The 12543-nt window shown below is 70.3% G+C and carries 11 protein-coding genes and 1 pseudogene; 9 read left to right on the forward strand and 3 right to left on the reverse strand.

Annotated elements, in window-relative coordinates; translation table 11 throughout:
* The first annotated feature begins 1 nt into the window (after nt 1).
* The 6 genes from DEO45_RS15075 (at nt 2) to DEO45_RS16850 (ending at nt 6843) form a co-directional block, all read left to right on the forward strand.
* On the forward strand, nt 2-1501 hold the full coding sequence (locus DEO45_RS15075) for an NAD(P)H-hydrate dehydratase (protein ID WP_114345307.1): 1500 nt from the start codon (nt 2-4) through the stop codon (nt 1499-1501).
* A complete protein-coding gene (gene tsaE / locus DEO45_RS15080) occupies nt 1494-1967 on the forward strand; it encodes a tRNA (adenosine(37)-N6)-threonylcarbamoyltransferase complex ATPase subunit type 1 TsaE (RefSeq protein WP_114345310.1) in 474 nt (157 codons plus the stop codon). The genes DEO45_RS15075 and tsaE overlap by 8 nt, the downstream gene beginning before the upstream one ends.
* A 163-nt stretch (nt 1968-2130) precedes the next feature.
* Nucleotides 2131-3657 carry an N-acetylmuramoyl-L-alanine amidase gene (locus tag DEO45_RS15085; RefSeq protein ID WP_114345313.1) on the forward strand — a complete coding sequence of 509 codons (1527 nt, stop codon included), beginning with the start codon at nt 2131-2133 and terminating at the stop codon, nt 3655-3657.
* A 44-nt stretch (nt 3658-3701) separates the two neighbouring features.
* The gene (gene mutL, locus DEO45_RS15090; RefSeq protein WP_114345315.1) at nt 3702-5504 is read left to right on the forward strand and encodes a DNA mismatch repair endonuclease MutL; all 1803 of its coding nucleotides are present in this window, start codon (nt 3702-3704) and stop codon (nt 5502-5504) included.
* A gap of 36 nt (nt 5505-5540) precedes the next feature.
* Entirely contained in the window at nt 5541-6449 is a 909-nt protein-coding gene (locus DEO45_RS15095) for a DUF1684 domain-containing protein (protein ID WP_114345324.1), read from the forward strand.
* Nucleotides 6433-6843: a DUF1684 domain-containing protein gene (locus tag DEO45_RS16850; protein WP_428992453.1), complete on the forward strand. Its 411-nt coding sequence runs from the start codon at nt 6433-6435 to the stop codon at nt 6841-6843. Before DEO45_RS15095 ends, DEO45_RS16850 begins: the two co-directional genes overlap by 17 nt.
* Here DEO45_RS16850 and DEO45_RS15105 read toward each other — a convergent pair.
* Nucleotides 6830-7612: an enoyl-CoA hydratase/isomerase family protein gene (locus DEO45_RS15105; protein WP_114345326.1), complete on the reverse strand. Its 783-nt coding sequence runs from the start codon at nt 7610-7612 to the stop codon at nt 6830-6832. The two genes, DEO45_RS16850 and DEO45_RS15105, sit on opposite strands and share 14 nt — an antisense overlap.
* Nucleotides 7613-7779: 167 nt before the next feature.
* Here DEO45_RS15105 and DEO45_RS15110 point away from each other — a divergent pair, with 167 nt between their 5' ends.
* From DEO45_RS15110 to DEO45_RS15125, 3 genes and pseudogenes are all read left to right on the forward strand, one after another.
* Complete coding sequence (locus DEO45_RS15110) at nt 7780-8508, forward strand: FKBP-type peptidyl-prolyl cis-trans isomerase (protein ID WP_114345477.1); 729 nt, start codon at nt 7780-7782, stop codon at nt 8506-8508.
* Nucleotides 8509-8535: 27 nt separating this feature from the next.
* Nucleotides 8536-9320, forward strand: a pseudogene (locus DEO45_RS15120) (NUDIX hydrolase).
* Entirely contained in the window at nt 9317-10165 is an 849-nt protein-coding gene (locus DEO45_RS15125) for a sulfurtransferase (protein ID WP_114345333.1), read from the forward strand. Before DEO45_RS15120 ends, DEO45_RS15125 begins: the two are co-directional and overlap by 4 nt.
* 64 nt (nt 10166-10229) lie before the next feature.
* Here the strand turns inward: DEO45_RS15125 and DEO45_RS15130 are convergent, their stop codons facing one another.
* Complete coding sequence (locus DEO45_RS15130) at nt 10230-10994, reverse strand: enoyl-CoA hydratase/isomerase family protein (RefSeq protein WP_114345336.1); 765 nt, start codon at nt 10992-10994, stop codon at nt 10230-10232.
* An 18-nt stretch (nt 10995-11012) separates the two neighbouring features.
* Entirely contained in the window at nt 11013-12473 is a 1461-nt protein-coding gene (locus DEO45_RS15135) for a DUF4139 domain-containing protein (RefSeq protein WP_114345479.1), read from the reverse strand.
* Nucleotides 12474-12543 lie beyond the last annotated feature (70 nt).

Genomic DNA, 12543 nt, shown 5'->3' on the forward strand with positions numbered 1-12543 from the left:
CATGCCAGTCCACCCGTACAGCCGCAATCTCCATACCGTCGGGCAGTTGCGCGCGATGGAGCGCGCCGCGCTGGCGGCGCTGGGCATTTCCGGTCCCGAGCTGATGCGCCGCGCCGCCCTTGCCGCCCTCAACAGCCTGCGCCGACGCTGGCCGCAGGTGCGGCAGATCTGCATCCACTGCGGCCCCGGCAACAACGGCGGCGACGGCTTCCTGCTTGGCGTGCTGGCACGCGAGGCGGGACTGCAGGTCGAGGTGGTGGCATTGACCGGTGCCTCGCATGGCGACGCCGCGGCGGCGCGCGCCGCGTGGGAGGCAGGCGGTGGCCGGATACGGCAGTGGGATGCGCAGGGTCACTTGCCCGAGGCGGAACTGCACGTGGACGCGCTGTACGGCATCGGCCTCAACCGTGCTCCCGAAGCGGCGGCGGCGCAGCTGATCGAGGCGATCAACGGCAGCGGCCGTCCGGTGCTGGCGCTGGACGTGCCGAGCGGGCTGGATACGGACAGCGGCAGCTGTCCCGGCGCGGCGATCCGCGCGGATGCCACCGTCACCTTCATCGCCGGCAAGCGCGGGCTGTACACCGGCCGCGCGGTGGACCAGGCCGGTGCGGTCGAGCTGGCCACGCTGGGCGTGCCGGACAGCGTCTACGCCGACGTGTCGCCCGACGCGCAATTGCTGGCCGCCGAGGCCTTGCCGCCCCGCCATCGTCATGCGAACAAGGGCAACTACGGCCATGTGCTGGTGGTCGGCGGCGACCACGGCATGGCCGGTGCGGTGCGCCTGGCCGGTGAGTCGGCGCTGCGCGCCGGCGCCGGCCTGGTCAGCGTGGCGACCCGGGCGGGGCACGTGTCGGCGCTGAATGCCGCGAGGCCGGAGTTGATGGCGCACGGCATCGACGGGCCGCAGGCGCTGGCGTCGCTGCTCGAACGGGCCAGCGTGCTGGCCCTGGGGCCGGGCCTGGGGCAGGCCGCCTGGGGCCATGCGCTGTGGCTCACCGCGCTGGAGGCGGACAAGCCGCTGGTGCTCGACGCCGACGGCCTGAACCTGCTTGCCCGAGAGCCGCGCCGGTTCGGCGCAGCGGCCGTGCTGACGCCGCATCCGGGCGAGGCAGCGCGGCTGCTCGGGGTGGCCACCGCCGCGGTGGAGCAGGATCGTTTCGCCGCGGCGCGCGAGCTGGCGCGCAGGCATGGTGCGGTCGTCGTGCTGAAAGGCGCCGGCAGCCTGGTCGCCGATCCGGATGGACGTCTGGACGTCTGTCCGTGGGGCAATCCCGGCATGGCCTCGGGCGGCATGGGCGACCTGCTCACCGGCATCGTGGCCGCCTTGCTGGCGCAGGGTTGCAGTGCATGGCAGGCTGCCTGCCTCGGCGTGGGCCTGCACGCGCGCGCCGGCGATTGCGCCGCGCGTCACGGCGAGCGGGGCCTGCTGGCCGGTGACCTGCTGGTTCCGCTGCGGGCTCTGGGCAACGGCATGGCGGAAAGCGGGTTCGAGCATGAATGAGCAAGCCGACGGATCGTGGCCGCTGCCCGATGAGGCCGCCACCGCTGCGCTGGCCACGCGCCTGGCGCAGGTGCTGGACGACGGCCTGGTGCTCTACCTGCATGGTCCGCTGGGCGCCGGCAAGACCAGTTTCGCCCGCGCCCTGCTGACGGCCATGGAGGTGGGCGAGCGGGTCAAGAGCCCGACCTACAGCCTGATCGAGGGCTATGCGACGCGCGACCGGGCGGCCTGGCACCTGGACCTGTACCGGATCGCCGATCCCGCTGAACTGGAGTGGCTGGGGCTGGACGCGCTGGCCGACCCTGCCGCGCTGGTGCTGGTGGAGTGGCCCGAGCGCGGCGCGGGCGCGTTGCCGGCGGCGGATCTCGAACTGCACCTCGACTACGCCGGCGCGGGTCGGCAGGCCGCCTGGCGGGCCTTCACCGGCCGTGGCGAACGCCTGCTGGCGCGCCTGGCTAAGTGCTGATTTTTCCTTGAAATTGCCGGCCCGACGTCGACGCCAAGGAACTGCCGGGAGGATGCGGCTAGCGGCCATAACTTGACGTGACCTGACGAATAGCTTGCAGGTCATGGATATTCAAGGGAAAACCCTCTTGCATTCCATGCATGGCTGCGTTTCAATGCGGCCCATGAGCGGTTACCTGAACAACTGGGGTAGGGTCGTCCTCGTCGCGATCATGGCGGCCCTGCCGCTTTGCGCGGTGCGTGCCGCCGACGTGAAAGGGGCGCGGGTCTGGGCCGGCCCCGCATACACCCGCGTGGTAATCGACGCCACTGGCCCGCTTCGCTACACGATCGAGCGGAAGGATGGCCAGGTGGTGGTCGACCTGCCCGGCAGCCGCGTCGCCGCCGATTTTTCCAGCCCGGCTGCGCACGGCCTGTTTCGTGGCATCAGCCACACCCGCGTCGACGACAGCCTGCAGCTGATCGCGCAGGTCGCCCCCGCCAGCAAGCTGAAAAGCTTCGTGCTGAAGCCGACCAGTGGTTCGGATTACCGGCTGGTGCTGGATCTGTACCCCGGCAACGACGGTGCCACGGCCGCTGTTGCGGAGGCCGCGCCCAGGGCTGCCGACAAGGCCGCCCCAGCGGCGCCCGCAGCCGTTGCCGCACCGGCCGCGACACCGGTTCCGCAATACAGCAACCCGACGCACAGCCGCCGGGTGGCGGCCGAGCAGGCGGCGGCGATGCTCAATGGCCAGCGCCAGGTGGTGGTGGCGATCGACGCCGGCCACGGCGGCAAGGACCAGGGCGCGCACGGCCCCGGCGGTACCCTCGAAAAGAACGTCACGCTGTCGGTGGCCCGCAATCTGGCGGCGGAGATCAATCGCCAGCCCGGCATGAAGGCGGTGCTGACCCGCGACAGCGATTTCTTCATTCCGCTGAAACGGCGCTACCAGATCGCCCGCGAGCACAACGCCGACCTGTTCGTGTCGATCCACGCCGACTCCTTCGTCAACGACGACGCCCGCGGCTCGTCGGTCTGGGTACTGTCGCCGCGCGGCAAGACCAGCGAGGCCGCACGCTGGCTGGCCGATCGCGAGAACCGGGCCGACCTGATCGGCGGCACCACGCTGGACGACAAGGACGACAGCCTGGCCAAGGTGCTGCTGGACCTGCAGCAGGGCTGGGCGATGCAGGCCAGCGACGTGGTCGCCGGCAACGTGCTCAAGGCGCTGGGCCAGCTGGGGCCGACCCACCGCGGCTACGTCGAGCGCGCCAACTTCGTGGTGCTGCGTTCGCCCGACGTACCGTCGATCCTGGTCGAGACCGCGTTCATCAGCAATCCGGCCGAGGAGCGCAGGCTGCGCGATCCGACGCACCAGAAGAAACTGGCCGAGGCGGTGATGGACGGCGTGAAGAACTACTTCGAATCCACCCCGCCGCCGGGTACCTGGTTTGCCGCCGAGGCTGCCCGTCGCAGCGGCGTCCAGCTGGCATCCCGCGATGATGAGGGCCGCGATGATGCGGGCGCTGCGCGGGATGTCGCGCTGCGCGCCGGCTCGGCCGCGCGCGACGTGCACAAGGTCGGCCGCGGCGAAAGCCTGGGCAGCATCGCGCGCCAGTATGGCGTCAGCGTCAGCGCGCTGAAGAGTGCGAACCAGATCAACAGCAACGCGGTCCGCGCTGGCACCACGCTGACCATCCCGGCCGGCTGACCGTCGCTCGCGGCATGGCCCGCGTTCGCTGCTAAAGTTGGCGGATGGCAGTCATCCGTGCGCTTTCCCCCGAACTCGTCAACCAGATCGCCGCCGGCGAAGTCATCGATCGGCCATCCTCGGTAGTCAAGGAACTGGTCGAGAACAGCCTCGACGCCGGCGCCACGCGCATCGAGGTGGACATCGAGGCCGGCGGGGCGCGGCTGATCCGCGTGCGCGACGACGGCGGCGGCATCCACGCCGATGAGTTGCCGCTGGCGGTGGCGGCGCACGCCACCAGCAAGATCGGCAGCTTCGACGACCTCGAGCACGTCGCCAGCATGGGTTTTCGCGGCGAGGCGCTGGCCTCGATGTCGTCGGTGTCGCGCTTCGCGCTCACTTCGCGCGTGCGCGGCGATGACGGCGCGTTCCGCATTGAGGTCGATGGCGGCCGGCTGCATGCGGCGCGCCCCGCGCAGCATCCGCCGGGCAGCAGCGTCGAGGTGCGCGACCTGTTCTACAACGTGCCGGCGCGCAAGAAGTTCATGCGCGCCGAGCGCACCGAGTTCGCGCATATCGACGACCTGCTGAAGTCGCTGGCGCTGGCGCGCAGTTCGGTGGAGTTCCGGCTCGGCCACAACGGCAAGCCGGTGCGCGTGTGGAAGGCGGCGCGGGACGAGCAGGCGCAGTTGCAGCGGGTAGCCGAGGTGCTCGGCGAGGATTTCCCGGCGCAGAGCCTGCGCATCGACCACGCTTCGGCCGGGCTGCACCTGTCCGGCTGGGTCGGCCTGCCGACGGCGTCGCGGGCGCAGGCCGACGCGCAGTATTTCTACGTCAACGGCCGGCTGGTGCGCGACCGCATCGTCGCGCATGCGGTGCGCCAGGCGTACGCCGACGTGTTGTTCCATGGTCGTCATCCGGCCTTCGTGCTGTACCTGGAACTCGACCCGGCCGGTGTCGACGTGAACGTGCACCCAGCCAAGCATGAGGTGCGCTTCCGCGAGCAGCGGCTGGTGCACGACTTCCTGTTCCGCACCCTGCACGAGGCGCTGGCGCAGACGCGCGCGGGGCTGGGTGCGCCGTCGGCAGCGGAAGCTTCGCCGGCAGCGGCGGGTCATGCGTACGCGCCGTCCGGTCCGGCGGCCTGGCCCGGCCAGTTCAGCCAGAGCCGGCTCAGCCTGGGCACGCGTGAAAGTCCGATGGCCGAGTACGCCGCATTGCTTGGCGCCCCGTCGTCCGTCGCCATCGAGTCCGCGCCGATGCCTGCTGCGGAGGAGGGCGAGGCGCCGCCGCTGGGTTACGCCATCGCGCAGCTCAAGAGCATCTACGTGCTGGCCGAGAATGCGCACGGCCTGGTGCTGGTCGACATGCACGCGGCGCACGAGCGGATCACCTACGAGAAGCTGAAATCCGGCCGCGCCTGCAGCAACCTGCGCTCGCAGATGCTGCTGGTGCCGCTCTCGATCGCGGTCAGTGCGAAGGAAGCGGCGGCCGCTGAGGAACACGCCGAGGCGCTGGCCGAATGGGGCCTGGAACTGTCGCGCAGCGGTCCGACGACGATTGTGGTGCGGCGCATTCCGGCGCTGCTGGAGGGCGCCGACGTCAGCCAGCTCAGCCGCGATGTGCTGTCCGAGCTGGCCCAGCACGGCAGCTCGCGCCGCCTGCAGGAGCTGGAGAACGAACTGCTCTCCACCATGGCCTGTCACGGTTCCGTGCGCGCGGGGCGCCGCCTGACGCTTCCTGAAATGAATGCGCTGCTGCGCGAGATGGAAGCGACCGAGCGTTCCGGGCAATGCAATCATGGGCGTCCGACCTGGGTCCAGCTGAGCCTGGCCGAGCTCGACCGGTTGTTCATGCGCGGGCGCTGACGCATTTCGGGAAAACCGCTCCGCCGGAGATTATTGATGATACGTGCCAGCCTGTTTGTTGCCGCCGCCATCCTGGGAGTCGCTACCGTGCAAGCCGCCAACATCGACAACTACAAGCAAGGCATCGAGCAGTGGCGCGCCGGCCGGGTCGAGCGGCTCACCGCGGCAGACGGCTGGCTCAGCCTGATCGGCCTGGAGTGGCTGCGGCCGGGTAGCAACCGCATCGGCAGCGCGGCCGACAACGACATCGTGCTGAGCGTCGGCCCTGCGCACCTGGGCGTGGTCACGCTCGCCGCGGATGGTGGCCTGCATATCGCGTTGAACAAGGACAGCGGCGCGACGATCGACGACAAGGCCATCGCCGAAGCGCCGCTGCTGGACGATGCGCACGTCGCCGCCGATGCCGCTCCGACCAAGGTCGCGTTCGGCAGCGCGAGCTTCTACGTGATCGACCGCGATGGCCGCAAGGGGCTGCGGGTGAAGGACACGGAGGCGCCCTCGCGCAAGCATTTCGCCGGCATCGACGCGTTCCCGATCGACCCGTCGTGGCGGATCGAGGCGACCTGGGTGCCGGCGCCGCCGGGCGAGACGCTGGAGATGGGCACGGTGATCGGCACCATCGACAAGTACCCGGTGCCGGGCAAGCTGGAATTCAGCCGTGACGGCAAGCGCTTCGAGATCCTGCCGGTGATCGAGGTGCCGGGCGATGCGCAGTACTTCGTCGTGTTCGCCGATCGCACCAGCGGCAAGGAAACCTACGGTGCCGCGCGTTTCCTGTACGTCGATCCGCCGCAGCACGGCAAGGTGGTGCTGGACTTCAACAAGGCCTACAACCCGCCGTGCGCATTCACCCCGTTCGCCACCTGCCCGCTGGCGCCGCCGGAAAACCGGTTGGATCTGCGCGTCACCGCCGGCGAGAAGAACTACCGTGGTTCGCATCGTTGAGTGGTGCGCACTCGCCGCGCTGGGCCTGCTGGCCGCGTTTCCCGCCGCCGCCGCCGCGCCGGAGGATTACGCTACCGCGGTGGCGCAGGCGCGCATCGAGCGTATCGAACAGCTGAAGCAGGCGGATGGCTATCTGGCGTGGGCAGCGCCGCCGAAGGGTGGCAAGGTGCTGCTCGACTTCAACCTGGCGCAGAACCTGCCGTGCGCCATCACCTCGCACGTCGTCTGCCGGCTGGCGCCGCCGGAAAATCGCCTGAACTTGGCGGTGACCGCGGGCGCGAAAATTCGACGCAATCATGAAGTAGGGCGGGCACCGGCCGCCGCTTTGCTCGGGAACCGAAAAGCCGGCGGCCAGTGCCCGCCCTACGTTGCACTTCCTTTCAACGCCCCTTGAACTGCGCCTTGCGCTTCTCCAGGAACGCGCCGGTGCCCTCGCGCATGTCCTCGGTGGCGAACGCCAGCGCGAAGCCCTGGGTCTCGAACTCCAGTCCCTGGTCGATGGAGGCTTCGCCGCCCTGCAGTACAGCGTCGAGAATGCCGGCGGCAGCCAGCGGTGCGGCGGCGGCGAGCTGGTCGGCCAGCGCGTCCACGGCCCCGTCCAGCGCTTCGGGGGCGACCACGCGGTTGACGATGCCCAGCTCGTACGCCCGCGGCGCGCCGATCGGCGTGCCGGTGAGGCACAGCTCCAGCGCCGCGCCGCGGCCTGCCAGGCGCAGCAGGCGCTGGGTACCGCCAAAGCCGGGGATCAGGCCAAGGTTGATTTCCGGCTGGCCGAACTTCGCCTTCTCGCTGGCCACCCGCAGGTGGCACGCCATCGCCAGCTCCATGCCGCCGCCCAGCGCGAAGCCCTGGATGCGCGCGATCACCGGTTTGCCCAGCCGCTCGATCGAACTCATCAGGCGCTGGCCGGTGCGCGAGAAGCCCTGCGCCTGCACCGGCGTGTAGCCGTTCATCTCGGCGATGTCGGCGCCGGCCACGAAAGCCTTCTCGCCTGCGCCGGTCAGCACCACCACGCGCACGGCGTCGTCCTGTGCGGCCTGGACGAAGGCGAGGGTCAGCTCGTTGAGGGTGTCGCGGTTGAGCGCGTTGAGCTTGTCGGGGCGGTTGACAACGATCGTGCGCACCGCGCCGCGGTTGCCGATTTCCAGGTTGCGATAGGCCATGAACGGCTCCCGATGGATGCGAAGCCGCGATGGTAGCAGCGGGAACCTTTGTTGCCGCCGGGTTTCTCAAGCCGAGACGCCGTCGCTGCACGAAACCGGCGAACCGCTTAGGATGGCCCGGCGGGATCGAGACGGTCGCGATAGGGAAGGCATTGGTGGAGAAAGGCATGACACATCTGCGTTGCGGGCTGTTCGGCATGTTGCTGGTGCTGTGCGGCGCGGCGCATGCGCAGAACGGCGCCAGGGCGGCAACCGCGCCGCCGAAGCCCGACAAGGCCAAGCTGTCCTACGCGATCGGCTACCAGATCGGCAGCCAGTTCGCCAACGGCCGGCCGGAGGTGGACATCCCCGTGCTGGTGCGGGCGATCCAGGACGCCTACGCCAAGCGCCATCCCAGCGTGCCGATGCAGGAGATGCACCAGCAGCTGCAGCGCCTCGACCAGCAGATGCATGCCGAGGCGCTGGCCGAGTTCAAGCGGATCGCCGCCGCCAACGCGCGCAAGAGCGCCGAGTACATGGCGCGCAATCGCGGACAGCCGGGCGTAGTGCAACTGCCCTCGGGCATCCAGTACGCGGTGCTGAGCAAGGGCGACGGCGCGGTCAGCCCGACGGTCACCAGCGAGGTCACCGTGAACTACCGCGGCATGCTGGTCGACGGCACCGAATTCGACAGCACCTGGGCGCATGGCGCGCCGGTCACCTTCAGCGTCGACAAGGTGATCCGCGGCTGGCAGGACGTGATCCCGCGCATGCACGTGGGCGACCGCTGGAAGGTGGTGATACCTCCGCAGCTGGCCTACGGCGAAACCGGCGCGCTGCCGCGGATCGGGCCGAATGAGGCACTGGTGTTCGAGATCGAACTGCTTGCGATCAAGTCCGCGCCCGGCCAGCCGTAAGTTGCCCCGGTGGTAGCATGGCGGGGCATGCCGAACGCCCCTGATCATTCCGCACTCACCCTGCCATTGACGCCCTGCATCGGCATCTGCCGACTGGATGCGGACGGCTACTGCGTCGGCTGTCGCCGCACCGGCGAGGAAATCGGCCGCTGGCGCGGGATGAGCGACGCCGAGCGGCTGCGCATGATGCGCGACGTGCTGCCCCTGCGGCCGTCGCCGTGATCGACGAACTGGTGACCGCGCTGCGGCCGTTGTCGGCGCCGCCGAGCGGGCCCGGCTGGAACCACGCCGACATGACCGAACTTCTCGGCGACAGCCGGCGCCTGCCGGCCGCGGTGCTGGTGGGTTTTCGCGAAGGCGTGCAGCCGCGGCTGGTGCTTACCGTGCGCACCGACCACCTGCAGGCGCATGCTGGCCAGGTGGCCTTTCCCGGCGGTCGCAGCGAACCGGGTGACGACGGCGCGCTGGCCACCGCGCTGCGCGAGAGCGAGGAGGAGATAGGCCTCGACCGCAGGCTGGTGACGCCGCTGGGTTACCTTGACCGCTTCGAGACGATCAGTGGCTACTGCATCACGCCGGTGGTGGCACGGATCGCCGCCGAGGCCCGGCTGTATCCGGCACCGGACGAGGTGGCCGAAGTATTCGAGGTGCCGCTGGCGTTCCTGCTGGAGCCGGCGAACCTGCGCCGTTACACGATGGAGTTTCGCGGCCATCGCCGGTCGATGGTGGAGTTCGTCCACGGTGGCCACCGCATCTGGGGCGCCACCGCCGCCATGCTGCACAACCTGCTGGAGAGGATGGGACGGACATGACACTGAAGACCACCCTGATCGACGTCGCCGCGCTGGCCGCGTTGCCCGCGGACGAAGTGCTGATCGTCGACTGCCGCGTCGACCTGGCCGATCGCACGCAAGGCGAGCGCAGCTACCTGGCCGGGCATATTCCCGGCGCCGTGCATGCCGATCTCGAGCGGGATCTTTCCGACATGTCGCGCGTGCGCGAAGGACTGGGGCGTCATCCGCTGCCGGCGGCGGACGCGTTCAGCGCCGTAGTCGGCCGCTGGGGTTGGACGCCGCGGCAGCAGGTGGTCTGCTACGACGCCGGCCCAGGCGCGCTGGCGGCGGCGCGGCTGTGGTGGCTGCTGCGGCTGGCCGGTGTGCGCGCGGTGGCGGTGCTCGACGGTGGCTTCGCCGCGTGGCAGGCCGCCGGGCAATCGGTGGAAATCGCGGTGCCGGCGCGCACGCCGACGCAGGTGATGCTGCCCTACGACGCGCGGCAGGTGATCGTCGACCATGCCGCGCTGCATGCCGCGCGGCTGCTGCTCGACGCCCGCGCCGCCGCGCGCTATCGCGGCGAGGTCGAGCCGCTGGACCGCGCCGCCGGCCACGTGCCGGGCGCACGCAACCGGCCCTACCTCGACAACCTGCTCGCCGACGGCCGCTTCAAGCCGCCGGCGCAGTTGCGCGAGGAATTCGCCGCGGTGCTGGGCGACGCGCCGCCCGACCAAGTCGTGCACATGTGCGGCTCCGGCGTCACCGCCTGCTACAACCTGTTGGCGATGGAACACGCTGGCTTGCACGGCTCGCGGCTGTACGCGCCGTCATGGAGCGGCTGGGTCAGCGACCCGTCGCGGCCAGTAGCGACGGGCGAGGAGTGAGCGTGGATGTGCGGGAAGCGCGATGAAGCATCGGCTTTCGCACTCTTTCCTCATCACTCTCCACTCATTTCTCGCTCTTGCCCTTCAGCCGCGCCACCAGCGCCTGCAGCGTGGCCTGCGTCTGCGGATGGAAGAACGCGTCGACGAAATCGTCCAGCGGCAGCGCATCCGGGTCGGCGTACGCCCCGGCGAGGTCGGCCCGCGCGAGGGTGCGCGTGGCCAGCATCGCGTGTGACGGCAGCGCCAGCAGTTCACCCAGCCAGTGTCGTGCACGTACGGCGACCTGGTCGACGCCGGTGAGTTCGTCGACGAAGCCGCAGGCCAGCGCCTCGGACGATTCGATCATCGCGCCGGCGACCAGCAGGCGTTCGGCGCGGTAGGTGCCGACCACGCGGCGCAGCGCCAGCTGGATCGCCTCGGGCACGATCAGCCCGACCTGCACTTCGTTGAGGCCGATCCGGTAGGGGCCTTCGGCCATCACCCGGTAATCGCAGAACAGCGCCAGCACCGCGCCGCCGGCCGGGCTGTGGCCGGTGATGGCCGCGACCAACGGGATCGGCGCGCGGGCCAGGGCGCCGCACAGCGCGAAGAACTCGCGCCAGTATTCGCGCACGCCGTCGCGGTCGCGCTGCAGCAGGGCCGGCACGTCGACGCCGGCGGAGAACAGCCCCTGCGCACCGGACAGCACGATGCCGCGCACGCCGTCGCGCACGCTGTCGTCGATGGCGGCATGCAGCGCGCGCAGCAGCTCCAGGTTCAGCGCGTTGACCGGCGGGCGGGCGAGCTGGATCTCGCGGATGCCGAGGTCATGGTTGGTGAGGTTGAGCATGGAAAACTCCGGTCGGGATTACTGTGGTTGTTCGTCGGCGGTCCAGCTGTAGCGCACCGCATAGTCCAGCACGGCCTTGCCGTTGGCCGGCACTTCGACGCGGAATTCCAGCGTGTCCGGCGTCTGTTCGCTCGGCTTGCTGCTGGAGGAGAGCAGCGTCCACTGCCGCCAGCGGCCGGGATGCTCGCGCACGGTCACCGTGCGGGCGCTGTCGCCGGCATTGCCTAGGCTGATGCGGAACGTCTCGTCCAGCGTGCGGCCGGCCTTGTCGACGTGGAAGGCGGTGCGCTCGCGCGTCGCGCGCAGGTCGAAGGCGGTGCCCAGGGTGATAGTGGCGTCGCTGCCTTTCGGGGTGTCGTCGATGCGGCCTTCGCCGATGAATTGCGGCGTGCCGTTCCTGTCGACGGTGAGTACGCGCAGGTAGCCGGCCGGCAGGCTGTCGAACGCCTTCAGCTTCAGCGTGCTGACGATGGCGCTGTTGCTGCCGAGGTTGTAGTCGCGTTCCAGGATCGGCCGTGGCGGCAGGTAGCTGTTGCCGTTCTCGTACAGCGCGGTGCGTGTGCAGTCCAGCGTGCGCGTGGCGTACAGTGGCACCTGGCTGACGCTGCCGTCGGGCAGCTCGATGGCGCCGGGCAGCGTGTAGCTGCGGTAATCGCCGAGGCTGTCCTGCTGCGGCATGGCTTCGGCCTTGGCGCTGAAGCCGCGCGCCATCGACGCCATCGGCCGCGGTGCCGAAGCCTTGGCCATGTTCGGCTGGCCGGCGATCAAGGTGAGCTGTGCATCGTGCCAGTCGCGGCCGCTACGGTTGGCGATGCTGGCGCGCGACTCGAACTGCATGCGGCAGGCCGCGCCGGACTGCAGCGTGGCCACGTACGCGGCGCGCCAGCCGAGGCCGGCGGTGGGGTAGCTGAGCACGGCGCGGGTCGAGCCAGCGCGGGCGGCATCCACGCGCAGTCGCAGGCTGGAGCCGCTGGGAAACTCCGCGCCGGTGGCGCGGACGGCGGCGTAGTGCGTAACCAGGGTGCTGCGGCCGGAGGCGTCGCGCACCAGCAGGCCGTCGCCCGCGCGCAGCAGGTTGCCGCTGGCCAGCGACTCGCCATTGCCGCCGAGCACGGCCACCTCGCGTCCGACCAGGCCGGTCAGCGCGGCATTCGCGCCTTGCGCCAGCAGCAGGCGCTGCGACAGCACCTTCGCCCCGCCGTCGGGGAAGCCCAGCGCCAATGCCTCGGCGTCGAGCGAGTCCGGCAGGTCGCCGACCACCACGTCGTGCGTGCCGGCGGCGAGATCCAGCATGCGCTGTTCGCGCACCACTGCGTAGCCGTCCCCCACGCTGGCGCCATCGTTGCTGCTGGCGTACAGCGCCGGGCTGTCGCTGCGGTACAGGGTGAGCGCCGCAGTGTCGGCGGCCTTAGCCGCCGATGCGCCGGCGAGGGCGGCGAGGCAGGCGAGGGCAAGGGCGGGGCGATGTGCTGTCGTCATCAGGCGCATTCCATCGTGGGGACCGGACCGCCATCATAGCGACGGCACCTGCATGTCGTGCACCGATGGC

Source organism: Rhodanobacter denitrificans, from assembly GCF_003335105.1.
GTDB classification, from domain to species: domain Bacteria; phylum Pseudomonadota; class Gammaproteobacteria; order Xanthomonadales; family Rhodanobacteraceae; genus Rhodanobacter; species Rhodanobacter denitrificans_A.